28 protein-coding genes are annotated in these 26454 nt (G+C 64.8%); 15 read left to right on the forward strand and 13 right to left on the reverse strand.

What is annotated here, in order from left to right; genetic code table 11:
* Positions 1-25 precede the first annotated feature (25 nt).
* From hemH to G7077_RS09015, 4 genes are read right to left on the reverse strand one after another with little or no spacing between them, the layout of a single operon-like run.
* On the reverse strand, positions 26-1033 hold the full coding sequence (gene hemH / locus G7077_RS09000) for a ferrochelatase (RefSeq protein WP_166411403.1): 1008 nt from the start codon (positions 1031-1033) through the stop codon (positions 26-28).
* Positions 1030-2010 carry a molybdopterin cofactor-binding domain-containing protein gene (locus G7077_RS09005; protein WP_166411404.1) on the reverse strand — a complete coding sequence of 327 codons (981 nt, stop codon included), beginning with the start codon at positions 2008-2010 and terminating at the stop codon, positions 1030-1032. Before G7077_RS09005 ends, hemH begins: the two co-directional genes overlap by 4 nt.
* Positions 1932-2471, reverse strand: coding sequence for a hypothetical protein (locus G7077_RS09010; protein WP_166409928.1), 540 nt, complete (start codon positions 2469-2471; stop codon positions 1932-1934). Before G7077_RS09010 ends, G7077_RS09005 begins: the two co-directional genes overlap by 79 nt.
* Positions 2363-3169: a molybdopterin cofactor-binding domain-containing protein gene (locus tag G7077_RS09015; RefSeq protein ID WP_166411405.1), complete on the reverse strand. Its 807-nt coding sequence runs from the start codon at positions 3167-3169 to the stop codon at positions 2363-2365. The genes G7077_RS09010 and G7077_RS09015 overlap by 109 nt, the downstream gene beginning before the upstream one ends.
* 28 nt (positions 3170-3197) lie before the next feature.
* Between G7077_RS09015 and lgt the strand changes: the two genes are divergently transcribed.
* The 5 genes from lgt to G7077_RS09040 are packed head-to-tail and all read left to right on the forward strand — an operon-like array spanning position 3198 to position 7688.
* The gene (lgt, locus tag G7077_RS09020) at positions 3198-4097 is read left to right on the forward strand and encodes a prolipoprotein diacylglyceryl transferase (RefSeq protein ID WP_206367614.1); all 900 of its coding nucleotides are present in this window, start codon (positions 3198-3200) and stop codon (positions 4095-4097) included.
* The gene (locus tag G7077_RS09025; protein ID WP_246167125.1) at positions 3992-5077 is read left to right on the forward strand and encodes a class I SAM-dependent methyltransferase; all 1086 of its coding nucleotides are present in this window, start codon (positions 3992-3994) and stop codon (positions 5075-5077) included. Before lgt ends, G7077_RS09025 begins: the two co-directional genes overlap by 106 nt.
* Positions 5074-5583, forward strand: a complete 510-nt coding sequence (locus tag G7077_RS09030; RefSeq protein WP_166411406.1) for a GNAT family N-acetyltransferase — start codon at positions 5074-5076, stop codon at positions 5581-5583. The genes G7077_RS09025 and G7077_RS09030 overlap by 4 nt, the downstream gene beginning before the upstream one ends.
* Complete coding sequence (gene pgeF / locus G7077_RS09035; protein WP_166411407.1) at positions 5580-6335, forward strand: peptidoglycan editing factor PgeF; 756 nt, start codon at positions 5580-5582, stop codon at positions 6333-6335. The genes G7077_RS09030 and pgeF overlap by 4 nt, the downstream gene beginning before the upstream one ends.
* A 48-nt stretch (positions 6336-6383) precedes the next feature.
* On the forward strand, positions 6384-7688 hold the full coding sequence (locus G7077_RS09040; RefSeq protein WP_166411408.1) for a cystathionine gamma-synthase family protein: 1305 nt from the start codon (positions 6384-6386) through the stop codon (positions 7686-7688).
* Between the two features lie 222 nt (positions 7689-7910).
* Here the strand turns inward: G7077_RS09040 and G7077_RS09045 are convergent, their stop codons facing one another.
* From G7077_RS09045 to G7077_RS09055, 3 genes are read right to left on the reverse strand one after another with little or no spacing between them, the layout of a single operon-like run.
* On the reverse strand, positions 7911-8582 hold the full coding sequence (locus tag G7077_RS09045; protein WP_246167126.1) for an HAD family hydrolase: 672 nt from the start codon (positions 8580-8582) through the stop codon (positions 7911-7913).
* Positions 8579-9343 (reverse strand): NTP transferase domain-containing protein, encoded by a 765-nt coding sequence (locus G7077_RS09050; RefSeq protein WP_246167533.1) that lies wholly within the window; start codon positions 9341-9343, stop codon positions 8579-8581. Before G7077_RS09050 ends, G7077_RS09045 begins: the two co-directional genes overlap by 4 nt.
* A 2-nt stretch (positions 9344-9345) precedes the next feature.
* Complete coding sequence (locus tag G7077_RS09055; RefSeq protein ID WP_246167127.1) at positions 9346-10542, reverse strand: CDP-alcohol phosphatidyltransferase family protein; 1197 nt, start codon at positions 10540-10542, stop codon at positions 9346-9348.
* A gap of 12 nt (positions 10543-10554) precedes the next feature.
* Here G7077_RS09055 and G7077_RS09060 point away from each other — a divergent pair, with 12 nt between their 5' ends.
* From G7077_RS09060 to G7077_RS09075, 4 genes are read left to right on the forward strand one after another with little or no spacing between them, the layout of a single operon-like run.
* Positions 10555-11658, forward strand: a complete 1104-nt coding sequence (locus tag G7077_RS09060; protein ID WP_166411410.1) for an MlaE family lipid ABC transporter permease subunit — start codon at positions 10555-10557, stop codon at positions 11656-11658.
* On the forward strand, positions 11655-12443 hold the full coding sequence (locus tag G7077_RS09065; RefSeq protein WP_166411411.1) for an ABC transporter ATP-binding protein: 789 nt from the start codon (positions 11655-11657) through the stop codon (positions 12441-12443). Before G7077_RS09060 ends, G7077_RS09065 begins: the two co-directional genes overlap by 4 nt.
* The gene (locus G7077_RS09070; RefSeq protein WP_166411412.1) at positions 12443-13390 is read left to right on the forward strand and encodes an MlaD family protein; all 948 of its coding nucleotides are present in this window, start codon (positions 12443-12445) and stop codon (positions 13388-13390) included. The genes G7077_RS09065 and G7077_RS09070 overlap by 1 nt, the downstream gene beginning before the upstream one ends.
* On the forward strand, positions 13387-13989 hold the full coding sequence (locus tag G7077_RS09075; protein WP_166411413.1) for an ABC-type transport auxiliary lipoprotein family protein: 603 nt from the start codon (positions 13387-13389) through the stop codon (positions 13987-13989). The genes G7077_RS09070 and G7077_RS09075 overlap by 4 nt, the downstream gene beginning before the upstream one ends.
* A 7-nt stretch (positions 13990-13996) precedes the next feature.
* On the opposite strand, the gene pepN is transcribed toward G7077_RS09075, so the two are convergent.
* Positions 13997-16603 (reverse strand): aminopeptidase N, encoded by a 2607-nt coding sequence (pepN, locus tag G7077_RS09080; protein WP_166411414.1) that lies wholly within the window; start codon positions 16601-16603, stop codon positions 13997-13999.
* Positions 16604-16644: 41 nt separating this feature from the next.
* Positions 16645-16800, reverse strand: coding sequence for a hypothetical protein (locus G7077_RS09085; protein WP_166411415.1), 156 nt, complete (start codon positions 16798-16800; stop codon positions 16645-16647).
* Positions 16801-16922: 122 nt separating this feature from the next.
* Here G7077_RS09085 and G7077_RS09090 point away from each other — a divergent pair, with 122 nt between their 5' ends.
* Complete coding sequence (locus tag G7077_RS09090; protein ID WP_166411416.1) at positions 16923-17183, forward strand: DUF2171 domain-containing protein; 261 nt, start codon at positions 16923-16925, stop codon at positions 17181-17183.
* A 35-nt stretch (positions 17184-17218) separates the two neighbouring features.
* Here G7077_RS09090 and G7077_RS09095 read toward each other — a convergent pair whose 3' ends face one another.
* Together G7077_RS09095 and G7077_RS09100 are read right to left on the reverse strand one after the other, a co-directional pair.
* Positions 17219-17632 carry a holin family protein gene (locus G7077_RS09095; protein WP_166411417.1) on the reverse strand — a complete coding sequence of 138 codons (414 nt, stop codon included), beginning with the start codon at positions 17630-17632 and terminating at the stop codon, positions 17219-17221.
* Positions 17633-17698: 66 nt separating this feature from the next.
* Positions 17699-18256: a glycoside hydrolase family 108 protein gene (locus tag G7077_RS09100; protein ID WP_166411418.1), complete on the reverse strand. Its 558-nt coding sequence runs from the start codon at positions 18254-18256 to the stop codon at positions 17699-17701.
* Positions 18257-18368: 112 nt separating this feature from the next.
* Here G7077_RS09100 and G7077_RS09105 point away from each other — a divergent pair, with 112 nt between their 5' ends.
* From G7077_RS09105 to G7077_RS09120, 4 genes are all read left to right on the forward strand, one after another.
* Positions 18369-19676, forward strand: a complete 1308-nt coding sequence (locus G7077_RS09105) for a M20/M25/M40 family metallo-hydrolase (RefSeq protein WP_166411419.1) — start codon at positions 18369-18371, stop codon at positions 19674-19676.
* Positions 19677-19751: 75 nt separating this feature from the next.
* Positions 19752-20543: a hypothetical protein gene (locus G7077_RS09110; RefSeq protein WP_166411420.1), complete on the forward strand. Its 792-nt coding sequence runs from the start codon at positions 19752-19754 to the stop codon at positions 20541-20543.
* Between the two features lie 42 nt (positions 20544-20585).
* Positions 20586-20732, forward strand: a complete 147-nt coding sequence (locus G7077_RS09115; RefSeq protein WP_166411421.1) for a hypothetical protein — start codon at positions 20586-20588, stop codon at positions 20730-20732.
* A gap of 46 nt (positions 20733-20778) precedes the next feature.
* Complete coding sequence (locus tag G7077_RS09120; protein ID WP_166411422.1) at positions 20779-22137, forward strand: HD-GYP domain-containing protein; 1359 nt, start codon at positions 20779-20781, stop codon at positions 22135-22137.
* Here the strand turns inward: G7077_RS09120 and G7077_RS09125 are convergent.
* Entirely contained in the window at positions 22134-23666 is a 1533-nt protein-coding gene (locus G7077_RS09125) for a L,D-transpeptidase family protein (protein WP_166411423.1), read from the reverse strand. The genes G7077_RS09120 and G7077_RS09125 overlap by 4 nt on opposite strands.
* Before the next feature lie 145 nt (positions 23667-23811).
* Between G7077_RS09125 and G7077_RS09130 the strand changes: the two genes are divergently transcribed.
* The gene (locus G7077_RS09130; RefSeq protein WP_166411424.1) at positions 23812-24255 is read left to right on the forward strand and encodes a hypothetical protein; all 444 of its coding nucleotides are present in this window, start codon (positions 23812-23814) and stop codon (positions 24253-24255) included.
* On the opposite strand, the gene uvrB is transcribed toward G7077_RS09130, so the two are convergent.
* The gene (gene uvrB, locus G7077_RS09135) at positions 24252-26447 is read right to left on the reverse strand and encodes an excinuclease ABC subunit UvrB (RefSeq protein ID WP_166411425.1); all 2196 of its coding nucleotides are present in this window, start codon (positions 26445-26447) and stop codon (positions 24252-24254) included. The genes G7077_RS09130 and uvrB overlap by 4 nt on opposite strands.
* Positions 26448-26454 lie beyond the last annotated feature (7 nt).

Here is a 26454-nt window from a genome sequence, read left to right on the forward strand (position 1 = left end):
CTCTCCTCCTGTTTTGCGGGAAGGCTTATTCGGCGGGCAACCAGCCTGCAAGCTCGCGGCGCACAATCGCTTCCAGCATCGTCATGCCTTCGTCGCTGGCGTTGAGGCAATCCAGTCGGGCAAAACGCTCGCCGCCCGCCGCCTCGAACGTCTCGCGCCCGCGAATGCCGAGTTCCTCGATCGTCTCGACACAGTCGGCCGAAAAGCCTGGTGCGGCGATAGCGATGCGGGTGACGCCTTCGGACGGATAGCGGGCCAGAACCTCGTCGGTTGCAGGCTGCAACCACTGCGCGCGGCCGAACCGCGACTGAAACGCGACGTCCACCGAGCGCCCAAGTGCCTCCGTGAGCAGACGCGCGGTTTTCTGGCAGTGGCAATGATAAGGATCGCCCAGCTCCAATGTCCGCTGTGGCATGCCATGGAAGCTCAAAAGCAGCCGCTGCGGCTCGAAGTCGAGCGACGCCAGCTGCCGCGCCAGGCTCGCCTGCAGCGCCTGGATGTGCAGCGGATCGTCATAATAGGGCGGGAGCATGCGCAAGCTTGGCTGATGCCGCATCGGCGCGACGGCAGCGAACACCGCATCGCTCGCGCTTGCCGTCGTTGCTGCGCAATATTGCGGGTAGAGTGGAGCAGCGAGGATACGCGTGCAGCCAGCGGTCATCATCCGCGCGACGGTCGTGCGGATCGCCGGATTGCCGTAGCGCATCGCGAATTCGACATGCACGTCGGGTCCCAGACGATCTGCCAGTGCCCGCGTCTGTGCCTTGGTGATCGCGGCCAGCGGCGACCCCTCATTGGTCCACACCTGCGCGTAAGCGTGGGCCGACTTCTTGGGGCGCGTGCGCAGGATGATGCCGTGGAGGATCGGCTTCCATGCGATGGCCGGTATCTCGATGACGCGAGGATCGCTCAGGAACTCGGCGAGGTAGCGCCGCACCGCACTGGCCTCCGCAGCATCGGGCGTGCCGAGGTTGATCAGCAGAACGCCAATCTTCGGCTTCGAGATCGAGGGATGATCGGGAGGAGGAATCATGCGGCCATCACGTCGAAGGGCAGACTCCGCATCCGCTTCCCGGTGCCGGCGTGCAGGGCATTGGCGAGCGCCGGCGCGAGCACGACCGTGGCAAGCCCGTTGACGCCGCCGGGAGCCGCCGCGCTCGGCACCAGGTCGACGCGAATGTCGGGTACCTTGTCGATCCTGGGCAGGCCAAGGGCCCGGAAAGTTCGCGACAGCGGCATCCCGCCCGACCATTCCGGCGCGGCCACGGTCGCTTGGCCCAGAGCCCACATCAGCCCGCCTTCGATCTGCTGCCGGACGATCCGCGTATTCACGATCCGGCCGCAATCCACCGATGCCACCAGCCGGTGAACTTCGATGCGCTGATCGCTGCCGATGCTCGCCTCCGCCACCAAGGCGATGTGTGAGCCGAAGGCCGAGGCGACGGCAAGACCCATGATGCTTCCAACTCCGCCGCCATCCCACCCCGCCGCACTTGTGGCCCGCTGCAGGCAATTGGCGAGCCTAGGGTTGGTGCCCAGCATTGCGATCCGGTACGACAAGGGATCGAGCCCCGCCGCTCGTGCCATCTCGTCGGCGAAGCTTTCGGTAAAAAAGGTCAGTTCCCGCTCCGGCGATCCGCGCATGTACCCAGGCGCGAATGGAAGGTCGGGCGCAACCGCGTCGATACGGACATTGGGCACGCTGTAGGGAAAGGCGGATGCGCTCGCCGTCAACGCCTCCAACGGTACATCGCTACCGGTCAGACGGGCGATGCTTGCGCCGAAGCCGTCTGCCGTTACCACCCGCATCTTCCACGCCGCCGCTGCGCCCGACGGGCCGTTCAGCCCATACATGCGCGCCAATGCACCGGGCGCAGGCCGGCCGTGGTTCTGCGCAACGTTCGGGGAGAGGCCCACCTGAACCGGGCGCTTCAGCTGCCGTGCCAGCGCAATGGCGATCGGAACGGCGGCATTCTCCAGCGCGACCCCACCCTGATCGCCGACGGGCATCGGGTAGAAGGCGACTCTCCCCCCGCCGCATGGTCGGCCCGCATCCGCGCCAGGCCTGGCGCCTGGGTACCCGCCCAGACCTCGACCCGGTCCCCACTCACGCGCGCTGTCGCGTTTGGAGCTTCCAGCCCGAAGGGAAGCGCCGGTGCGACGCGATAGATGGCGCTTAATGCCCTCGAGCCCTCGACAGCGCCGGCGTAATCGCCCCGCTCATACCAGCGGGTCGCGTCGCCCGCGGCCAGCGCATCGTCGAAGAGGGCATCGACCGGGATCGGGTTGTTCTTGGCCTCGATCCGCACATCGGCGGCTTTCAACGCCCGCTCCGCCGCCCACCAGGTGTCGCCGATCCCGGCTACCCAGCCGTCGCCGGCGACAATGCCGGCGGCCTTCGTGAAACCTTGAATCGAGCCTCCCTCGGGCGCGAGCCGAACCGAGGCGAAGAGCTGTTCGGGAAGGCGCACATCCGCGCCGAAACGGAACGCACCGTTGCTCTTCGCCGGCTGGTCGAGGCGCGGCATCGGCTGGCCGGCGAACGGGCGATCACGAGCCCGCAGCCGGGGGCGGATGGCGACCGGCCGGCGGCTTCCTCTGCCAGCTCACCGAAGCCGATGCTGTTGCTGCCATTGACGACTTTGCCGTCCCTGGTGTCGCAAGCACCGGGCGCGACGTTCCAGCGCGCTGCCGCGGTCGCCACCAGCATTGCACGCGCGATCGCCCCGGCTTCCCGCATCGGCTGCTCGAACGCGGCCACGGACGTCGACCGGGCCGTGATCCTTGCCGCATCGTCGTCGAGCTGAAACCGCCGGATCGGGCCAAGTTCTTCGAAACAGTCCTGCCCACCGGCGAGGGGATTGACGAAGCCTGGGCCGAACGGCGCAGGCTCGACCCCGACCATCTCCCACGCCGCACCCAGCTCATCGGCCACGAGTTGAGGAAGGGCGGTCCAGATGCCTTGACCTGTCTCCACCTGCGGCACCGCGACGATCACTCGGCCATCACGGCCGATCTTCAGGTAGGAACCGAACCGCGCTTCGTTCCGCCCCTGGGGCTGGGCCAGCCAGCGCCAGCTGCTCCAGCCGACGATCAGCCCGACGCCGATGCCGCCGCCGATCAGCACTGTGCGCCGGTCCATGTTGAGAAGCTGGCTTTGCCCTTTCATGCGGGCCGCCTTATGAGGCGCGCACCTTTTGGGGGAAAGCCCTTTGCTCGCCGATCCAGACGCCAATTTCCTCAGCTACAACGACCTTGGGCTAGACCCGGTCATCTTTCAGATCGGCGCCTTCGCGTTGCGCTGGTACAGCCTCGCCTACATCGCCGGCATTTTCCTCGGTTATTGGTATCTACTGAAGCTGATCGCCAAGCCGGGTGCACCGATGGCGCGCCGCCACGCCGACGACCTTGTCTTTTACGGCGCTCTCGGCGTGATCCTGGGCGGGCGGCTCGGCTATGTTCTTTTCTATCGGCCGGGCTTTTACCTCTCGAACCCGGTTGAGATCATCCGCCTTTGGGACGGCGGCATGTCGCTTCACGGCGGGGTGATCGGAACGACGCTCGCCATCCTCTACTTCGCGCGCAAGCATGGGCTCAATTGGCTCAGGGTCCACGATTACGTCGCCTGCTGCGCGCCGTTCGGCCTGGGGCTCGGCCGCGTCGCCAACTTCATTAACGGCGAGTTGTGGGGCGCACCGAGCCACGTCCCCTGGGCGGTCCGCTTCAACGAGGTCAGCGCCGCGGGCGAGCGGTTCGTCGGACCCGCGCGCCACCCCAGCCAGCTCTACGAAGCCGTCCTCGAAGGCATCGTCCTTTTCGCAATCCTTGGCTTCATGTTCTGGCGTACCAAGGCCCGCTATGAACCGGGCAAGCTCGTCGGCGCCTTCATCTTCTTCTACGGCCTTTTCCGGTTCCTGGTGGAATTCATCCGTGAGCCCGACGCACAATTTCGCGGCACGATCATTGAGGCGAGCGGCCTTCACATGGGCCAGTGGCTATCGGTGCCGATGATCCTTGGCGGCGTCTATCTCATGGCGACGGCGAAGAAGCGCCGAGTTCGCGTGGAGGCGATTGCGGGTACGGAGAGCGTCGCCTGACCCCACTGGAGCGCGCCATCCGCGAACGGATCAGGAGCGAAGGCCCGATCAGCGTCGAGGCCTATATGGAGGCCTGCAACGCCTATTATTACGCGACTCGCGACCCGCTCGGGACCGCCGGCGACTTCACCACCGCGCCCGAGATCAGCCAGATGTTCGGTGAGATCGTCGGCGCCGCACTGGCGGACTGCTGGGCGCGGGCAGGGCGGCCAGCCGACACGTCCTACGTCGAGCTCGGCCCGGGGAGGGGGACGCTTGCCGCCGACGCCCTTCGGGTCCTTCGAACCGTCGGACTTAACCCATCCGTGCACCTCGTAGAAACCAGCCCGATATTGCGCGAAGCTCAGGCGCGGCTGATTTCAGATGCCCGCTGGCACGACTGCATCGAGGATCTACCAACGGGAGGGCCGCTGCTCGTCGTAGCCAACGAATTCTTCGATGCCCTGCCGATCCGTCAAGTCGTGGTTGGGATCGAGCGGCGTGTACAGGCCGCGGCCGGTGGGCTGGCGTTCGACCGCGACGGCGAGGTCGTAGAGCTATCGCCCGTGCGTTCGGAGGTCATGACGCAGCTTGCACGGAATCTGGTGAACCAGGGCGGCGCAGCGCTCATCATCGACTACGGACACGAACGAACCGCGCCGGGCGACACGTTGCAGGCCGTGCGCCGCCACCGCTTCGCCCATGTGCTTGAAGCGCCGGGCGAGCAGGATCTCACCAGCCACGTCGACTTCGAGGCGCTCGGTGCCGCGGCAAGATCGGCCGGCGCCACGGTCACCCAGGTCGTCCAGCAAGGGCCGTGGCTGGAGCGGCTCGGCATTATGGCTCGTGCGCGCCAACTCGCCGCCGCGACTCCGACGCGGACCGAGGAGATCGAAGCTGCCCGCGCCCGCTTTTGCCGGCCGGATCAGATGGGCAGCCTGTTCAAGGTCATGGCCGTGACCGCACCCGGCTGGCCGACACCCGCAGGACTGACTGGATGAGTATCACCTATCGAACACCCACCACGAAGGACTGGTCGACCATCGACCATCTGTTTCGCGTCAGCTTTTGCGACACCTTCGCACATCTATATGCGGAGGAAGATCTCGACGCTTTCCTCGCCGACTTCACCGAACAGGCGTGGACCGCTCAACTGACGGACGCGGCTTATGCCTTCTTGTTGGCCGAAGATGAGGGCGAGCCCGTCGGCTATGTAAAGCTCGGTCCCCGCGAGCTGCCGGTCGCATCGGCGGAGAACAGCATCGAGCTTCGCCAACTGTACCTGCTCAAACACTGGCACGGGCAAGGCATTGCCGAGCATCTGATGCGCTGGGCAGTGGACACGGCAAAGGAGCGCGGAGCCGCGGAAATGTTCCTGACCGTCTACACCGACAATCATCGCGCCCGCCGCTTCTATGAACGCTGGGGCTTCGACTATGTCGGACCCTACACCTTCATGGTCGGCAATCACCGCGACGAGGACATCATCATGCGGCGGCCTCTGTGAGCGTAGAGGCGGTCAAGGCAGGATTCCGGGTTCCACACGGCTTTCTCGGCAGGCGCGGCGGGGTGTCCACGGGTGAGATGGCCGGCCTCAACGTCGGTCCGGGCAGCGGCGACGACTCCGAGGCGCTCGGGGAGAACCAGCGCCGGGCCGTCGCGGCGGTACTTCCCGGCGCCACCTTGCTCCTCGTTCACCAGACTCATTCCGCGGATGTGGTGACGGTCACCGAGCCGTGGGAACTTGAGGCCCGGCCGCAAGGCGATGCCATGGTAACGAGCGAACGCGGGCTGCTCCTTGGCATACTCACCGCCGATTGCGCGCCTGTCCTGTTCGCGGATGAGGAAGCGGGCGTGATCGGCGCGGCCCACGCCGGCTGGCGCGGGGCCTTTGGAGGGATCACGGACACAACGATCGCGGCCATGGAACAGCTTGGCGCCCGCCGCGACCATATTGCAGCCGCTGTCGGTCCCTGCATCGCCCGCACCAGCTACGAGGTGGACGAAACATTCCGCACTCGCTTTCTCGACCAGTCGCGGGACAATGAAGCTTTCTTCACCGACGGTTCGGTCGGCAAGCCTCACTTCGACCTCGAAGCCTACGTCGCCGCTCGCCTCGCCGCCGCCGGCATCCGGAGGGTAGAGACGCTTAGCCTCGATACCTACGCCGACCCAGGTCGTTTCTTCAGCTACCGCCGAGCGACGCACCGCGGCGAGTCTGCCTACGGACGGCAGGTCAGCCTCATCGGCTTGCCCTAGCGGCGCTCCGATCATCCGCGCTAAGGCACCGGCATAGGAGACACATCCGTGCCTGATGAAAATGAACTCAGCGGTTCGCCGCGCCGCCGTCCAAAACCCTCGAAAACCCAGCTCGGCAATCACAAGCTCAGCCCCTCGACCCTGATGATGGGCTTCGGCTTCGATCCCGCGCTCAGCGAAGGATCGCTCAAGCCCCCGATCTTCCTCACGTCCACCTTCGTGTTCGAGAATGCCGCCGCCGGTAAGCGCTTCTTCGAGGGCGTGACCGGAAAGCGTCCCGGCGGCGCTGAGGGCCTTGTCTACTCGCGCTTCAACGGCCCCAATCAGGAAATTCTCGAAGACCGGCTCAGTATCTGGGAAGATGCGGAGGATGCGCTGACCTTCTCCAGCGGCATGTCGGCCATCGCCACCCTTTTCCTGACCTTCGTCCAGCCGGGCGACGTCGTCGTCCATTCCGGCCCGCTCTACGCGGCCACCGAGACGATGATCGCGAAGATCCTGGGTCGCTTCGGCGTGTCCTACCTCGACTTCCCGGCAGGAGCGACGCGGGAGGAGATCGACGCCGTCATCGCCGCTGCGAAGGCCAAGGGCCGCGTCTCGCTCATCTATCTCGAAAGCCCAGCCAATCCGACCAATCAGCTTGTGGATGTCGAAGCGGTCGCTGCGGCGCGCGACGCCGCCTTCTCCGGCGATGAGCGCCCGCCGATCGCGATCGATAATACCTTTCTCGGCCCGCTCTGGGCCAAGCCGCTGAAGCAGGGCGCCGACCTCACCATCTACAGCCTGACCAAATATGCAGGCGGCCACAGCGATCTCGTGGCCGGCGGGCTGGTCGGGGGCGCTCAGTTGATCAACGCGGTGCGAATGATGCGCAACACCATCGGCACCATCTGCGACCCGAACACCGCCTGGATGCTGCTTCGAAGCCTGGAAACGCTGGAGCTGCGGATGAGCCGCGCCGGCGACAATGCCGCCAAGGTTTGCGCCTTCCTGCGCGATCACCCGAAGGTTGAACGCGTCGGCTATCTCGGCTTCCTTGAAGAAGGCTCACGCCAGGCCGACATCTACAATCGTCACTGCACCGGCGCCGGCTCCACCTTCTCGCTTTACCTGAAAGGCGGCGAGCGCGAGGCTTTTGCCTTTCTCGACGCGCTGCAGATCGCGCACTTGGCGGTCAGTTTGGGCGGCACCGAAACCCTCGCCAGCGCACCGGCAGCGATGACCCACCTGTCCGTGCCCGACGAGCGCAAGCAGGCGCTCGACATCACCGACAATCTGGTGCGCATATCCATCGGCGTCGAGGACCCGGACGATCTCATCGCCGACTTCACGCAAGCGCTGGACGCGATCTAATCACCGAGCGCAGCGAAGCCGGCGTGTAGCGCCGACTGCAGCAGCGCGTGCAGATGAGAAGATGCGGACGGCCTGCGCGTCGTAGACGTGACAGGACCGACGGCGCGGAATTTACTTCTGCGCCGCAGACGATCGCAGTCGGCATGGATTAAATCCGCGCCGGCTGCGACGGCTCTTCGCGCTGCTTAGGATTGCGCAGCAATTCTGCGCTGCGCTTGGGTCTTAGCCCCAATCCTCGATCCGCCAGCCGCGCGCCTGCGCGAGCCGGCGGAGACGTCCATGCGGGTTCACCGCCACCGGCTCGTCCGACCATTCGAACACCGGCGCGTCGGAGACGTGGTCGGAATAGAAGCGGACGTGACCATGCTTACCGGTCAGACCTTCGGCTTCCAGCCAGATGTCGATCATTCGCTTCTTGGCCGGGCCGTAACAATTCTCGCCCTCGATCCGTGCGACGAGCTTCTCGCCCAAGCCGACGACTGAACCCGTGGCCACGACATCGTCGAAGCCCAGCCGCTCGGCGATTGCCTCGGCGTACAAGCGGTAGGACGCGGTCGCCAACACCAGTCGTCGTCCCTCGGACGTATCCCGCGCGATCGCGTCCCGAGCACCCGGCCTGATATTGGCCGCCACCGTTTTGTCCGCAAAGCTCTCCACCAGCGGCCTGAGCTGCGATGGCTGCACCAGATGGCCAAGCATCAATGCGTGGTTGATCTCCTTCAACCGCGCACGGTCGATCAGCTTGGCCGTATAAATCACCATCGACACGGCGGCGACCGGAGTCAGCGCAAGCCGCCACGGCTGCCGCCGACGCGCGCAGTGAAGAAGGAATGGCGTATAGGTGGCATAGCGAGTGACCGTCCGGTCCATGTCGTAGATGGCGAGGTCGGTCACTGGCGGCCCGCGAGGATCGCCTCCACCTGCTGGTGGTCGCTCGGCTTGTCGACGTCGATCGCCGCCAAGGGGTCGGACAAGCGCACGGCCCGGATCGATACGCCCAGGCGAACGCTGATCTTGTGCAACAACTCCTCGATGGTGAGCCGCCGCAGCGCTGCCTGGAAGAATAGACTGGGTCCAAGCGACCACAGCAATTTGCCGACCTTTTTCCGGTCCTGCTCAACCGACCGCCACACCTCGATCACGGTTCTGACCTTGTCCGATCGCAGAACGAACAGGTTCGCGCCCGTGAATGAGCCGCCTTTGAACGGGATCCAGGTCCGCTTCGTGTCGGGAAAACGCCCCAACAATCGCCGCTTGCTGACGACGCCGATGCCGACGTCGGACCGGGTCGACTTCCAGCAGACGTCGCGCACCATCTCCGGCGTCAGCAGCGCATGATCGGCGGTGGTGACGAGCAGTGGCCAGACCGTTTCCGGATCGTCGCAGAGGCTGAGCAAGGTCTCAGCGATGGTACCCGCTGACGTCCGGACCTGTAGCCGCTTGTCCTCTGGCAAGGTCGCTGCGATCCGCTCCGCCTCTTGCGCCAGCACCGTGACTGTCGCGATTGCATCGCAATTCAGCAGCGCTTCGACCGGATGACGCACCATCGGCACGCCGTTGACCGGGATCAATGCTTTAAGATTCGCCCCCATGCTGAGCGCGAACGGATCGCCTCCCGGCCGGCTGCCCGCGAGCACCACGGCATGCCAGCGCATGCTCACCGGTCGAGCCAGGAGCGGATCGTTCCGCCGCGCTCCGCGACTGCATCCGCCTGAGCCAAGCGCACTGCGTGGAAGATCAGGCTGACGATGGTCCACACCGCGACCAACTCGATCCCGACATCGGGCCGTGCGAACAGAAGGGCGCCCACGAGCAGCACCATGTTCGGGTTGCGCCGCGCGGTGATCAGCCGGAACTGACTGTCGATCGGTCGCCAGACGTGAATATGCATTCCGTAGCGCCGCATGAAGATGCCCTCGATCACGCGCTGGAGAATGTAGCCGCCGACGATCGCCCACATCAGCATCGACGCATACACGGGCTCCGGTGCCTCCCCGTAGGCAGCAAGTCCGTGCATCCACGCCCACCACCAGAAAGGCGGGTGGACGAGGTCGATGCCGTGATCGAATATGTTGCCCCACTTGGACGAGGCGCCGGTGCATCGCGCCAGCTTTCCGTCCACGGTGTCCAGGACCATGAACACAAAGCCGGTCGCAACACCTGGCCAATATTGCCCGCGCCAGAAGAACCAGAAGGCGAGGGCGCAGAAGATCGCGCCGACCGCCGTCACCAAGTTCGGCGTGATCCGCGCATGCGCCGCCCACTTGGTCAGGTAAAAGGCTGGCCGCCGCCACAGGTATAGCGTCAGCACGTCCGTGACGCCCTTGTAGGCGGCGTCATAATAGGCGCGCTCGACCTGGTCGCGGTTGCTCTCCTCAAGCGGAAGAACGAACGGCCGCTCGCGCTTGCGCAGCTCGGCATAATTGAGCTCGGCCGTCTCGGCGTCCAGCACCGTCAGTCCATCGGGTAGGCTGCCCGTCGCGATCAGCTCAGGAGAAGCATCCGCACCGTCGGCCAGATGCACGATGACTGGCTGGCCGCGATAGAGCAGCGCCGTGTCGGGGGTCTTTCCGATCGCCTTCAGCCATGCCGGGTCCCAAGCGAACGCGAGATTGCCGAGCAAGGCGCCGCGCCCTGCTTCGCCGGAATCGGCAGGCGGAAACTTCGCATTGCCGGCCAGCCGCCGGGCGTGAACTGCCCGGTCCATCCCGAACAGCGGCACCGGATTGTCACCGACCGGTAAGAATAAGGGGGGCTGCGCGTCGCTCACCGTCTTGCGCATAATCGGGCAGGTGCCCGCTGGAAAGTGGGCGACATGCGCACCGCCCTTGCCGTCCGAAGGCAATTCGCGCACTAACCGGCGGGAATGGCGCGGCGGCAACGACAGACAGTGGATGCAGGCGACGGCGGCCTCTGCGCGCTGACCGGCACGCTCACCATTACTCGCGCCGCCACAACCAATCGTGAGATCGAGGGGGCGCCCGATCCGCTCACCATCGATATGGCAGGCGTCGACCGCATGGACACGGTCGGTGCATGGGTGATCTACCGGGCAGTTCGCGATCGCGGTGCCAAGCTCGTCAATGTCTCGGACGAACAGCGCAGCCTGCTGGATCAGGTCGCGGAATTCGACGCACCGACCCAGGTGCGCCCGGAGCAGGCGCCGGGCTTCACCCGCATGCTGTCGGAGCTTGGCTTCTGGACGTCTGAGGTCGGCCGCACCCTCGTCGGTCTATTGGGCTTCTTCGGCGCGACATTGATGGGCTTCGCGGCGGTCATCCGCCGTCCCAAGAAGTTTCGCTTCAATGCCGTCGTCCAGCGCTTCGACGTCGTCGGTGTCCGCGCACTCGGCATCATCGGGCTGATGAGCTTCCTGATCGGCATCGTCATCGGTCAGCAGGGCGCAGTCCAGCTGCAGCAGTTTGGGGCTGAAGTTTACACCATCAACCTCATCGGCCGCATCACGGTGCGCGAATTGGGCACGCTGATGACGGCGATCATGGTCGCGGGCCGTTCCGGCTCCGCCTTCGCGGCGCAGATCGGCACCATGAAGATCACCGAGGAAATCGACGCCATGCGCACCATCGGCGTGTCCCCGATCGAGGCGCTGGTGATCCCGCGCATGCTCGCCAGCGTCTTGATGATGCCCCTGCTGGCTTTCTTCGCGATGATTATGTCCCTCTTGGGTGGCGGCGTTTTCGTTTGGCTGGAGCTTGGCTATGCGCCCGCCACTTACCTGCAGCGCTTGCAGGAAGTCGTTCCGCTGACGGACCTTTGGATCGGCCTCATCAAAGCTCCGGTGTTCGGCTTCATCATCGGCCTGGCCGGCTGCTTCCAGGGCATGCTGGTCCAGGGCAACAGCGAGGAAGTGGGCCTTCGCACCACCACGGCAGTCGTGCAGTCCATCTTCCTGGTTATCGTGCTCGACGCCGTCTTCGCCGTCTTCTTCAGCTCGGTCGGCTGGATATGAGCGAACAGCCGATCATCAAGATTCGGGGCCTTAGCAACAGCTTCGGCGACCAGGTCATTCACCAAGGCCTCGACCTCGACGTGCGCCGCGGCGAAATCCTTGGCGTGGTCGGCGGCTCTGGCACCGGCAAGTCGGTACTGATGCGCTCGGTCATCGGACTTCAGCGGCCGACTGCCGGCGAGATCGAAGTGCTCGGCGAGAATATGATCGACCGGTCGGAGGATGAGGCCAAGAACATCCGCCGCCGCTGGGGCATCCTGTTCCAGAACGGCGCGCTCTTTTCCACGCTGACCGTCGCGGAAAATGTCGAGGTGCCGATCCGCGAATATTTTCCGCATCTGAAGCCGCCGCTGCTGGACGAGATCGCCGGCTACAAGATCGCGATGAGCGGGCTGCCGGCTGACGCGGGTCCCAAGTATCCGTCGGAGCTGTCGGGCGGCATGCGCAAGCGGGCGGGCCTGGCGCGGGCTTTGGCGATGGATCCGGAATTGCTGTTCCTTGACGAGCCGACCGCGGGTCTGGACCCGATCGGAGCGGCCGCGTTCGACGAGCTCATTCGCTCACTTCAGAAGCGCTTGGACCTCACCGTTTTTCTGATCACCCACGATCTCGACACGCTTCACGAAATCTGTGACCGGGTTGCGGTGCTCGCCGATCATAAGGTGATTGCGGTTGGAACGATTGCGGAACTGCTCGCTTTGGACCATCCTTGGATTCAAGAATATTTTAATGGGCCTCGCGGCAGGGCTGCGTCGGTCAATCACGGGGAAGCAGTGCCAGGCTGATGGAAACGCGGTCCAATCACGTGATGGTGGGTGCGGTGGTTCTGGCATTGCTTGCCGGAACCCTGCTCTTCATCGTCTGGCTTGCGCGCCTCAACACCAACGAGAACAAATGCTTCGACATCTACTTCCCGGCCGTCGGCGGCCTGGCGAAGGGTTCGACGGTCAGCTTCTCGGGCGTTCCCGTCGGCCAGATCGAGAAGATCTCGCTGCTTCCGCAGCGACCGGAATTCGTCTGGGTGCGGATCAACGTCGAGGCGGAAACGCCGGTGCTTCAGGGCACCACGGCGCAGATCAAGAGCGTCAGCCTGGCCGGCGCCAACGAGATCCAACTCGACGGCGCGGTCAAGGGCGGCAGCCCGATCACGCAGCTCGGTCCGCAAGGCTGCCCGGTCATTCCGGCAAGCTCGGGCGGCCTTGGCGCCCTCCTCAACAGCGCGCCGGAATTGCTCGATCGCATTCAGCGGCTGACCGAGCGCCTGACCGAGCTGCTCAGCGACCGTAACCAGAACGCCATTTCCGACATCCTCGAGAATGTCGACGCGACCACCCGTATCCTTCGCGAGCGGGCGCCGGAGCTTGCCGATGCAATGCAGGACGCACGCATCGCCGCGCGCAACGCCGGTGTCGCGGCGCAGAACGTCGCCAATCTCGCCGCAAGCACCGACCGCCTGGTGCAGGAAGAGGGCCGTCCGGCGGCGCAGGATCTTCGCCGAGCCATCGCCGGTGTCGAGCGCGCGACGACCAACCTCGACGCCATCATCGCCGACGCACGTCCGGGCGTTCAGAACCTGACCAAGTCGACGTTGCCCGAAGCCAACCGCCTGGTCCGCGACCTTCGCGAGTTGTCGGAATCGCTTCGCGGCTTTTCCGACCGGTTGAGCAGTGGCGGCATCGGTGGCGCGCTCGGTCCGGAAAAGCTGCCCGACTATAAGCCGAGGAAGAAATGATGAAGCTGTTGCGTCTTGCTCTTCCCCTGGCAGTCGCCGCGGCCCTTGGTGGCTGTTCGCTCGGCAGCCTGCTCGGCGGTGGCGGCAAGGTGCCGCCGACCTTGCTCCGGTTGACCCCGGAAGCGACACCCGTGTCGATCCAGCGTTCGGCGAGCGCCGGCCAAGCGGTGACCGTTGCTGTTCCGGTGATCTCAAAGGAACTGCGCACCACCCGTATCGCGGCGCAGGTCAGCCCTTACGACGTTCAATATTTGACCGATATTCAGATGATCGACACGCCCGACCGCCTGTTCCAGGATCTGGTCGCCGAGACGCTCCGCCGCCGCACCGGCCGCGTGGTGCTCGATCCCAAGACGACGACGCTGGATCCGGGCATCGTCGTCAATGGTGAACTTCGCCGCTTCGGCTTTGACGAGGCGAGCAGTTCGGTGGTCGTCGAATATGATGTCGCTCTAGCGCGCGCCGGTGGCACCGCGGTGGAAACGCGCCGCTTCACTGCGACCGCCCCGGCGACTGCCGTGGGTGCCAGCGTCGGCCCGGCCCTGAACCGCGCCGCGAACCAAGTCGCGCTCGACGTCGCAACCTGGATCGGCGGCTAGCCGAGCCTCAAGCCAGGCTCTTGGACACCTGCTCGAACGTGTCCTTGGACAGCTTCGGCGCAGCCAGGATGCGCTCCAACTCCGCCCGCATCAGCGCCGCGCGCTTCGGCTCGAACCTTTTCCAGCGTCCAAGCACCGGCACCTGCCGCGCGGCTACCTGAGGGTTCAGCGCATCCACAGTGATGATCATATCGGCCATCAGGCGATAGCCCTCACCGGTCGCGCGGTGGAACACCCACTGATTGACACCGAAGCTGCCGACCACTGCGCGAAAGCGATTGGGGTTCTGCAACGTAAAATCCGGATGCTCGAGCAGTGCCTTGACCTGTTCGACACCGTCGGATCGCTGCGCCGCGGCCTGAAGACCGAACCATTTGTCGAGCACCAGCGCATCGTCCTTGAAGCGGTGGTAGAACGCCTGAAGGGCCTCCGCGCGCTCGGGAGCATCGAGCGACACCAGCGTCGTCATCGCGCCTTGCCGGTCGGTCATATTGTCGGCCGCATCGAACTGCGCCTTGGCGAGTGCCGCACCACGCGCAGGATCGCCGGCGGCAATCAGCCCAAGGGCAACGCTGCGCAAGCGACGCGCCCCCTTGCCGTTCGGCGACAAGTCGATCCCGGCGGCGCCGCCGGCCTGCGCATCGGCCAGTTCCTGCTCCAATTCGCGGCCGAGCGTCTCCCGCAATGCATCGCGGGCGACGTGGATCGCGTCGGGATCGACGTCCATCATCCGGTCGCCGATGATCCCCTCCGACGGCGGCAGGATCGCTTCGCCCTTGAACCACGCGTCAAGCGCGTTCGACTGGAGGGTATTGCGGACCGCCTGCACGACGGGTTCCGGATCGACGTTCTTGCCTTCCGCGCCGGCGATCAGCACGCGAAGCATCATCTCCTGAATGGCCTCGTAGCGGGCAAACGGGTCGGTGTCGTTGGCCGCGAGTTGCTCCAGCTCACCCGCACCCCGCTGGACGTCGAGCAGGATGGGTGCGGAGAAACCGCGATTGATCGACAGGATTGCGGGCTCGTTCACGCCCTCGATCCTGACTTGGTCCTCCGCCTTGTCGAGCAGGATCAGCCGCTCCCCGACGATCTCTCCACTGCCGTCCGCTGCAAGCAGCGCGGTCTTGAGGGGGATCGGCATCGGCTGCTTCACCGGCTGCCCCGGTGTCGGCGCGACCGCCTGGGTCAGGTGGAGGGTCGCGCGCTCACCATCCTGCTCCAGCCGCGCGGCGACCTTGGGCGTGCCGGCCTGCGAATACCACACCTTGAACGCGGACAGGTCGACACCGCTCGCATCCTCCAGCGCTTTCACGAAATCGTCGCAGGTCGCCGCTTCGCCGTCGTGCCGCTCGAAATAGAGGTCGGTGCCGGCGCGGAACTTCTCGGCGCCCAGCACCGTGTGGAACATGCGGATGAGCTCGGCACCCTTGTTGTAGATGGTCGCCGTGTAGAAGTTGGAGATCTCGATATAGCTGTCGGGCCGCACCGGGTGGGCGAGGGGACCCTGGTCCTCGGGGAATTGCGCCGCCCGAAGCATCTTCACATCCTCGATCCGCTTCACTGCGGCGCTGCCGTGGTCGGCCGAAAAGCCCTGGTCGCGGAAGACGGTGAAGCCTTCCTTGAGGCTCAGCTGAAACCAGTCGCGGCAGGTCACCCGGTTGCCCGACCAGTTATGGAAATATTCGTGCGCCACCACGCCAGCCACATTGTCGAAGTCGGCATCGGTGGCGGTTTCCGCGTCGGCCAGGATGTAGCGGGTGTTGAAGATGTTCAGCCCTTTGTTCTCCATCGCGCCCATGTTGAAATCGCTGACGGCGACGATGTTGAACAGATCGAGGTCGTATTCCCGGCCATAAACGCGCTCGTCCCAGGCCATGCTGTCCTTCAGCGCCTGCATGGCATGGCCGGTCTTGGGGACATCGCCGTCGCGGACGTAGATGTTGAGCTCCACCTCGCGGCCGCTCATCGTCGTGAAGCGGTCGTTGTTGGCGACGAGATCGCCGGCGACGAGCGCGAACAGGTAGCAAGGCTTGGGGAACGGATCTTCCCACTCCGCCCAATGCCGCCCGCCTTCAAGCTCACCGCTCGCAACGCGATTGCCGTTGGACAGCAGCACGGGGAAGAGCGCCTTGTCGCCTTCCATATGGACCCGGTACTTCGACAACACGTCGGGACGGTCCGGGAAGAAGGTGATGCGCCGGAAGCCCTCTGCTTCGCACTGGGTGCAGAGCATGCCGTTCGACGCATACAATCCCATCAGCTTGGTGTTGGCCGCGGGATTGAGCTTGGTCTCGATACCGATTTCATGACGGTCCCCGGGCAAGTCGATCAGCAGGTCGGGGCCGTCCATCCGCCAGGCATCGGTCACCTCCCCATCGATCCACACGCCGGCAGGGGTGATCTCGTCGCCGTTCAGGCGAAGCGTCTCCGATTGATCTCCGGCCGGGTTGCGCGCGACCAGCAGCTTCGTCTGAACCCGCGTGTGCTCATCCCCAAGTGTGAATCTAAGGCCGATCTGAGGCACCAGCCAGTCGGGCGGCCGGTAATCAAGGCGGCGGATCTCGTTATGGACGGGGGCGGCGGGTTGGTCAGGGTTGGTGCGAACGTCAGGCATCCGAAGCACTTAGGCAGCGCCCCCGCCGCCCACAAGGCGGGTCAGTTCAGGTGGCCTTTATCGGTGCGTGCCGATTCCGCCCAGCAGTCGAAGCTCAACATCAATGTTCGAAGCAGCGGCGCCCGTATGGCGGCAAGCATTGCCACGCTCACCGTTCCGCACATGAGCAGGAGGAAAGCTGCGATGATCATGAACATGTCATCGCATGGGTGCATGACGTGGGCGTGCCGAGGCGGTTACGGTCCAATGACGGCATTCGGGGCTGTGGAGCGCGAGGCGGGTTGATGCGTTCAGCGGGCAAACAAGAAGGAGAAACGACATGAGCGGTTTCGAAGATATCCGTGAACATATGCAGGTGGTGGGTGCCGACGAGGTGCCGCTGGGCACCGTCGATCGGGTCGAAGGCGACCGCATCAAGCTGACCAAGGCGGACAGCGGCGTTACCCATGGCGACCATCACCACTACATCCCACGCGGCCTGGTTGCCGCGGTCGAGGGCGACACAGTGCGCCTCAGCTCCAACGCGGATGTCGCCGCGTCCCTGTTCGAGGAAGAGGAAAGCGGCGAACCGCTCTCCTGATCCCTTGAGGTTCTAATTTGAGGGCGTCGGGCGCATCAGCGTTCGGCGCCCTTTGCTTTGCCCCATGCCCGCGCCGCCGTGTAGCCGAGGTAGCCGGTACCGAAGAGGGCATAGAGTTCTTCCGGAATGCCGCGGAGGTAAGCGGTCATGCCGCCTGCAATCCCGGTCGCCATGCGCGGGTCGACCGCCGCGATCAGGCCCATCGGGATCGACCACAGGATCAGCGCATACATCATGTAGAGGAAGCTTGGTCGAGCGCGGCTGGTCCACGGGTCGGACGAGTTCGCTTCCGCGATGATCGCCTGCATCTGCGCAGCGATGCCCTGCATTTCCTGGTCGCCCTGCAGCTTCAGCAATTCCAGCTTGGCTTTGTCCCGCGCCTGCGGGTCGGGAATGATCTTGTCGAGCAGTTTCGACAGCGGCGCGACAATGGCTTCAATCATAGGCATGTTGGAATTCTCCCGAGGGGAAGTTGACTTAGGTGACGTGTTTTCGTGGTCGAAGTGTCGCCTTCGTTAACCAACACGGTTGGCTAGCCAGCCGTAGAGGAAGGCCTCGTTCGCTGGACGCCGTTCTGCCAGCCGGAGGTAGCGCTCACCTTGTAACGCTTCGAGCGCCCGCAAGAGCACCGTCTCCCCGCCGGTGCGTCCACGGGCAGCCATGAAGGCGTCCAGCGCCTCCAGGGTGCAGCTGCCGATCCGCCCGTCCGGCGTGAGGTCGGGGTAATCCGAGCCATTCCGGTTGAGCGCCGTCAGCGCACGCTGAAGAAAGGTGACGGCGACGGACGGACCCATGTTGATGCCGGTGTCGAACAGCTCGGCCGCGATCTTGGCCGCTCGTTGCGCGACCTGGTCCAGCTTCGGCCGAAGCCAATATAGCCGCCGGTAGATTCCGGCTGCCTCCTGGCGGGGTAATTGCTTCATCGCCCCACGGTAACCATGGGCCCGCGCCACCGCCTCGGTGATCCCGAAGCGGGTCGGACCGCCCCGGTCCGCCGGATGGTTCACATAATCGCCTTCGCGCTCGATCACCGCGTCGATCAACGGATCGACGACGTTCGCTTCCTCACTCATTCCCCACTCCCGCAATCATCCACCGAGTCGCAGAACAATAACCAAATAGGTTTGCTGTAGGACAATGGTTTTGCGCGGTTGTGCCGGACGTGAGTAGCGCTACTGTTGAGCGATGCTTCGTTCGCTCGCCTTCGCCGCCGCGCTCCTTGTCTTCTCAGTGCCCGCTTCTGCCCAGCTCAGCAGTCCCGAGCAGCTGATGGTGCAGACGGTTGATGCCGAGCAGGAGCGAACCATCGCCATGCTCGAGCGCTGGGTGAACCAGAACAGCGGCACCCTGAACCCGGCGGGCATTCGCGCCGTGGGCGAAATGGTCCGCGCGGAACTGGAGCCGCTCGGCTTCAAAGTGCAGTGGGTCCAGGGCACGGCCGACCGCGCGCCGCACCTGGTGGCCCGCCACGCGCCTCGTCCTCGGGGCCGCGGCAAGAAGATGCTGTTGATCGGCCATCTCGATACGGTGTTCGAACCGTCTTCGCCCTTTCAGCGCTGGGAGCGAAAAGGAGGCGAGGCGACCGGCCCCGGTGCCGGCGACGACAAGGGCGGCATGGCGGTGATGATCTCGGCGCTTCGGGCGATGAACGCCGCCGGTACGCTGAAGCGGGCGGATATCACGGTGTTCCTCAGCGGCGACGAGGAAGATGCGGGCAGCCCGATCGAGGTCGCCCGACGCGACCTGATCGCCGAGGGCAAGCGGGCCGATGTCGCGTTCGACTTCGAAGGGCTGGTCCGGGACGGAGGGCGCGACATGGGCTCGACCGCGCGCCGCAGCTCCGGCGAGTGGATGGTCCGCGTTACCGCGCGCAGCGGTCATTCAAGCGGGATCTTCGCTCAAGGGTCTGGAAGCGGCGCCGTTTACGAATTGGCGCGAATCCTCGACACATTCCGCCGCGAGGTGCCGGAGGACAAGCTGACCTTCAATGTCGGCATCATGGCGGGCGGCACAACGGCGGAGCTGAGCGATGGCCGCAACGAGGTTCGTGCCACCGGCAAGGGCAACATCATCCCCGGCGTCGCCATTGCGCGCGGTGATCTTCGCGCGATCAGCCAGGAGCAGATCGACCGCGCCAAGGCGAAGATGAGCGCCATCGTTGCCCGTTCGCTCAACGGCGCCAAGGCGGAGATCGTCTTTGAGCCCGGCGATTATCCGCCGATGAGCCCGACCACCGGGAACCGCGCGCTGCTGACCCGCCTCAACGCGGTCAACCGCGACCTCGGCCTCGACGAGCAGGGCGAGCTCGATCCCGTGAAGCGGGGCGCCGGCGACATCAGCTTCGTCGCAGCGGACGTCGACGCGCTCGCGGGCCTCGGCGCCTCAAGCTACGGCGACCATGCGCCGGGCGAGACGGTCGATTTGCCCTCCATCTTCCGCCAGGCGAAGCGCGCCGCAATCCTGCTCAGCCGTCTGTCGCGGGAGCGGCGGTGAAGCCTCGCTGCTAGGGTTTTCGCCCAATCAGACGTTCGTCACCTGGGATCGGGCCTTGGCGGGTCCAACCATCGCATGGACAAAGCAACCGGAATGACGCCAACCCCGAACGGATCGATCATGACGGAGCAACCGACAATCCTGCTGTTCGGTGATAGCCACAGCCATGCCGTTCACCTTGCAGTGGAAAAACGGCGGACTAAGGGCCTTTCCTCGCCAGTAACCGTCCATCGAATTCGCAAAAGGAAGGAGACCGGGGAGTGGGTCGGCAACACCAGCTTTGACGGCTTTCTTAATCACATCTCCACGCTAGGCCCCAGCGATATCGTTCTTTCGGCGATCGGCGGGAACGAGCATGCAGCTTTCAGCATCGTTCAACATCCCGTGCCGTTTGACTTCCACATGGAGAACCTTGCGCTGACGAAGGGTAGTCAGATCATACCTTATCGAATGATCATGCCTGCCCTTGCAGAGAGCATCGAGAGAGGTACTGCACGAAAACTGAAGGCGGTGTGTGAAGCGACAAGTGCCCGTGTTGTGCACCTCATCCCACCACCGCCGATCGCCGCTAATGAATTCATTTCTCGCCATCGTGAGCCATTGTACGCAAGGCAGGGTATCCACAGCTCGGGCGTTTCATCTCCGGAACTGCGGCTGAAGTTTTGGCTCCTCCAGTTGCGCATCCTGTACAAACATTGCCGGGCCTACGGCGCCGAGGTGATGCTACCGCCAGCAAAGGCCGCAGAGGCCGGTTTCCTGCGCGCCAAATATTACGGAACCGATGCAACGCATGCGAACCGGCATTACGGCGAACTCGTGCTTCGATCAGTGGAGGCACAGTTCTGTTCTCACGGCACTCAGCGCTGAGCACGGGGACCTGACACGTTCTTGTGTCGGAAATGCTTGGACGTGGCACCGCTCGTGAACGTCCGCTTTCCACCCGTTGCACATACTTACCTGATCGCGTCGCTTGCCAACCAACCCTATCTTCTTCGCGCCGCCGATTGCGCGACGCCCAAGTCGGGACGGCTCGGGTTGGCCGCGATCAACATCTGAGCGCAAGCGGACGGTTCCTTAACCTCGCGCGTGCGAGAAGCGCGGCATGTTCCACCGTCCGATCTCCGCCGGATCGCCGCTGGCGCCGACCGTGCATCTGCCGGAGCTGATCGGCGCCTTCAGCTATGCGCTCGACATCACCGAGGGACAGCCGGCCGGCCATGCGGTGCGATGCGCCTTTATCGGCGGGGAAATCGGCAAGGCCATCGGGCTTGGCACGGCCGAGCGGCGGGAGCTTCACTACGCCTTGTTGCTCAAGGACCTGGGCTGCAGCAGCAATGCGGCGCGGATCAGCGAGCTTTATGCCGCTGACGATCTCGCCTTCAAGCGCGGCTACAAGACGGCGGGGACCTCGCTCGCCGCCACCCTGTCTTTCGTTCTCAAGAATACCGCGCCCCGCGCCAGCTTCGGCGAGCGCGCGGCAAAGGTCGGCACCATTCTTCGCAACGGCAAGCAGTTCGCCGACGAGCTGATCGCCGCGCGCTGCACCCGCGGCGCCGACATCGCCCGGACGCTGCGTTTCTCCGATGCCGTGATCGCGGGTATCTATGCGCTCGACGAGCATTGGGACGGCTCGGGCAGGCCCGACGGCTTGGCGGGCGACGCCATCCCCTTGTTCGCACGCATCGCCTTGCTGGCGCAGGTCGCGGACGTCTTCCGAAGCGAGTTCGGAGCGGAGGCGGCTGTCGCCGAAGTCGGACGAAGGGCCGGGAACTGGCTCGATCCGAAACTTGCGGAGGCATTCTCCGTCATCGCTCGTGAGCCATCATTCTGGGCCACCCTTGCCTCGCCGTTCCTCGACACCATCGTCAGCGCGGCCGCTGGCTGCGATGAGCAGGTTGCAGACGAGGACTATCTCGACGCCGTTGCCGCAGCCTTCGGTCAGGTGGTCGACGCCAAGAGCCCCTACACGGGCGGTCATTCGGTCCGCGTGGCCGAATATGCCGCCGCGATCGCGCCGGAGGTGGGCGTCGACCCGGCCCGTCGCCGCTGGCTCCGCCGCGGCGCCTTGCTTCACGACATCGGCAAGCTGGGCGTCTCCAACGCGATCCTCGACAAGCCGGGCGGGCTCGACGAACCCGAATGGCAAGTGATGCGCGACCATGCCGTGCATACGCAGGAGATCCTCGGCCGCATTGCGGCGCTCAAGGATTTAGCACCTGTCGCCGCCGCACACCATGAGCGGCTGGACGGCACGGGTTATCCGCTCGGACTGACGGACCATGCGATCAGCCGCGAGACGCGGATCATCACCGTTTGCGACTTCTACGATGCGCTGACTGCCGATCGTCCCTACCGCGCCGCAATGCCGCCCGAACAAGCGTTGGCGATCATCGGCGACGAGGTCGGCCGTGCAGTCGACGGGGACTGTTTCGCGGCACTCTGCAAGGTTGTGCGCGCTTAGGGACCGATGTCCCCGCCGTCACGGCGCTTGACCTTCTGCCGCACCGACTTCGGCCGTCCGAGAGCGGCGGAGACCAGTTCGTCCCAGCCATAAGCGTCGGCGCGAAAGCGGATCTGGTTCGCGCCGTCGAGGTAGGCGGTGTGGTAGAGCAGGCGCACGGGGATCTTCTGCTTGAGCTGCACGAACGCCGTGTCGCCCTTGGCGAGCTTGGCCGCGAAATCCTCGGTCAGTCCCTGGTCGGCGGCGATCAGATCCGCAAAGCCAAGCGCATCGAACACGCGGACGCAGCCGTGGCTGCCATGCCGCTCCGCCGATTGGAACAGCGCCTTGGAAGGCGTGTCGTGCAGATAAATCGCATGCGTGTTCTGCATGTCGAATTTGACCTGCCCTAGGGCATTTTTGGGCCCCGGAAGCTGCACATAACGGCCGTTCTTCTGAACGATGCGCTGCGCCGCGAAGTAGGCGGCGCCCTTGGACGCAAGCTCGTCCTGCTCGATTGACCGCGGTACCGTCCAGTCCGGGTTGGCGACCAGCCGGAACATGGGCGAACCGAGCTGCGGGGTCTCCCAATCGGTTTGGCCGACGACCACCACGCGCCGGTCGCGCAACCGCCCGTCCTTCCAATATTCGAGGAAGGTCGCGGCGGTGTTGACGTCGATGCGGGTCTGCGGCGCTTCGCGGGCGAGCCAGCGCCGGCGCTCCATGTTGACGGCGATCTGCCGCGCCCGGTCCTGCGCACTGGTGTTGAGGATAGCGAGCGTGTCGGGGCCGACGACACCGTCGTCTTTCAACCCATAGTCACGCTGCAGCGCCTTGACCGCCGCTTCCACTTGCGGAGCGAACAATTGGTCGCCTTCCGACTGCGCATAGTCGGCCGCCAGATAGCCGTTTTCACGAAGGCCATCGATCAGCCGCCCGACGCGCGGGTCGGTCACACCCACCTTCAAAGGCTCTCCGGCCGCAATGGGCTGTTCGGTGCCGGACGAGGCGAGCTGGGCATAATGAAGGAATGCCTTCGACAGCGCCTGATATTCCTCCGTCTGCGGCGCCTGAGCCTCCAGCCACTCGCCGACATTTTCGTCCTGGATAGCCTTGGTCAGGCCCGCCACCATGTCGACCTTCGGGCGGGGCAGGGTGTAGACCTGAAACACCTCGACCGGGTTCACCCGGCCTTGCGCAAGCGCGAGTCCGTAGGCCAGTGCCGCCTTGGTCAGTTCCGCTTCCCGGCGCGCGGGATCTTCAGGGGTCGCTTCGGGCAGAAACATGGTGGGGAGCAGGGCATGTTCCGGCGCACGGTGGATCGTGTCGGCCAAGTCCTGTGCAAGCCCGTCGGTCCATACCGCTTTCCAGTTGCGCGCTTCGTAGAACTTCCGGCTGGCCGGATCGCTGACTGCGGCCTTCAGCGCCGCCGGGGAAACGTCGTCCGGATTGACCTCAGCCCATTCGACGCTGTGGGCGCTGTCACTTCGGCCGCAGCCCGCGAGGGATAGGGCGGCTGATGCCAGGATGATCGATATGGTGGAACGCAACTCGGGTCCTTTGGCTGTGACTCGTTTGTTCATTACCCGCGACACCCCGCGCCTGTTCCCCCGGGGCAGAAGTTGACATTGGTTAGTCCCGGGCGTTTGTTCTGCTAGCCCGGATCGGCGGGCTGCAAAAGGAGGGGCTCCGGCAATGGCTTCGCGCATCTCAACACCCTGGCATCTTTGGCTGGTCGGTGGACTTGCCACCCTGTGGAACGGCTTCGGCTGCTTCGATTACACAATGACCAACGTGCGGGGCACGGAATATATCGGATCAATGATGCCCGGCCTTGATGCCGAGGCAATGATGGCCTGGATCAATGCATTTCCCGCCTGGGTGCACGCCGGCTGGGCAGTGGGCGTCTGGTTCGGCCTCATCGGCTCCATCCTGCTGCTGGCACGAAGCCGCTTTGCCTTGCCGGCGCTGATAGCCTCGCTGGTCGGCGCAGTGGTCACCTTCATCTATCAATTCACCAGTGCGCCGGAGGCGCCGCAAGGTGCCGACGGCGGCGCCATGCCGCTGGCGATCATCGCCATCGCTGTCGCGCTGGTCGCCTACGCCGCGCAGATGAAGAAGCGCGGGGTGCTCCGCTAACGTTTGCCGCCGAAGCCGCGGCGCTGCTCGCGGCCGAAGCGGCCTTTGCGGGTGCCCGGCTTGCCTTCGGTTGAGTTACCGAGCGGACGCGGGGCGACGCGTTCTCCGTGCGGAATACCGAGGTCGTCTTCTTCGAGTCTGCGAATTTCGTCTCGCAGCCGCCCGGCTTCCTCGAACTCCAGGTCGGCAGCGGCCTTGCGCATGCGCTGCTCGAGATCGGCGATATAGGCCTTCAGGTTGTGGCCGACGAGGTGCGGGCGTTCGTCGTCACCGGTGTCGACCACCACGCCGTCGCGCGTCGAAAGGTGGGCCAGCACGTCGCTGATCTGGCGCTTGATCGTTTCCGGCGTAATGCCGTGCTCGGCATTGTAGGCGAGCTGCTTCTCGCGCCGCCGATCGGTCTCGTTCAGCGCCCGCTCCATCGATCCGGTCACCCGGTCGGCGTAGAGGATGACACGCCCCTCGACGTTGCGCGCTGCACGCCCGATGGTCTGGATCAGCGACGTTTCCGAGCGGAGGAAACCCTCCTTGTCCGCGTCGAGTATAGCGACGAGCCCGCACTCGGGAATGTCGAGACCCTCGCGCAGCAGGTTGATGCCGACCAGCACGTCGTAGACGCCCAGCCGAAGCTCGCGGATCAGCTCGATGCGCTCCAGCGTCTCCACGTCCGAGTGCATGTAGCGGACGCGCAAGCCCGCCTCGTGAAGATATTCGGTAAGGTCCTCCGCCATCCTTTTGGTCAGCGTGGTGACCAGGGTCCGATAACCCTTGCGCGCCGTCTCCTTGGCCTCGTGCACCAGATCGTCGACCTGGTCCTCCACCGGCTTGATCTCGACGGGCGGGTCGATGAGGCCGGTGGGGCGGATCACCTGCTCGCTGAACACGCCGCCGGTCGCTTCCATCTCCCATGATCCGGGAGTCGCCGACACGAACGTCGTCTGCGGCCGCATTGCGTCCCATTCGTTGAAGCGCAACGGCCGGTTGTCGATGCAGCTCGGCAGCCGGAAGCCATATTCGGCAAGCGTGATCTTCCGTCGGTGGTCGCCCCGCGCCATGGCGCCGATCTGCGGCACCGTCTGGTGGCTTTCGTCCACGAACAGAAGCGCATTGTCCGGCAGATATTCGAACAGGGTCGGCGGCGGCTCGCCCGGCAGGCGGCCGGTGAGGAAGCGCGAGTAATTCTCGATCCCCGCGCACGATCCGGTGGCCGCGATCATTTCCAGGTCGAAGTTGGTGCGCTGTTCCAGCCGCTGCGCCTCCAGCAGCCGGCCTTCCGCAACCAGCTCCTTCAGCCGTTCTTCAAGCTCATGCTTGATCGCGCCCATCGCCTGCTTCAGCGTCGGGCCGGGCGTCACATAGTGCGAGTTTGCGTAAACCTTGACGCTGTCCAGCGACGCGACCTTCTTGCCGGTCAGCGGATCGAACTCGACGATCTCCTCGATCTCGTCGCCGAAGAAGCTGATCCGCCATGCCGTGTCTTCGTAGTGCGACGGGAAGATCTCAAGATTGTCGCCCTTCACCCGGAAATTGCCGCGCGCGAACGCCTGGTCGTTGCGCTTGTACTGGAGGGCGACCAGCTTGCGGATGATCTCGCGCTGGTCCTCGCTTGCGCCCTTCTTCAGGCTGAACACCATCGCCGAGTAAGTCTCGACCGACCCGATACCGTACAGACAGGAGACGGACGCGACGATGATGACGTCGTCCCGCTCCAGCAGCGACCGCGTCGCCGAGTGGCGCATGCGGTCGATCGCCTCGTTCACCGAGCTTTCCTTCTCGATGTAGGTGTCGGTGCGCGGGACGTAGGCTTCCGGCTGATAATAATCGTAATAGCTGACGAAATATTCGACCGCATTGTCGGGGAAGAAGCTCTTGAATTCCCCGTAGAGCTGCGCCGCCAGAATCTTATTGGGCGCGAGCACCAGCGCCGGCCGCTGCAAGGTCTCGATCACCTTGGCCATGGTGAAGGTCTTGCCCGAACCGGTGACTCCCAGCAGCACCTGGTCCTTCTCGCCGGCAAGGACCGCTTCTGTCAGTTCCTTGATTGCGGTCGGCTGGTCACCCGCCGGCGAATAATCCGACACAAGCGTGAACTTCCTGCCCCCTTCAGCTTTCTCCGGGCGCGCGGGGCGGTGCGGGACGAACTCTTCGCCGGTTTCCGGCTCGGCAAGGGAGGTGCGGATCTGAATCGCCATCGGGCTT

Source organism: Sphingomonas piscis (assembly GCF_011300455.1).
Lineage (GTDB): Bacteria > Pseudomonadota > Alphaproteobacteria > Sphingomonadales > Sphingomonadaceae > Sphingomicrobium > Sphingomicrobium piscis.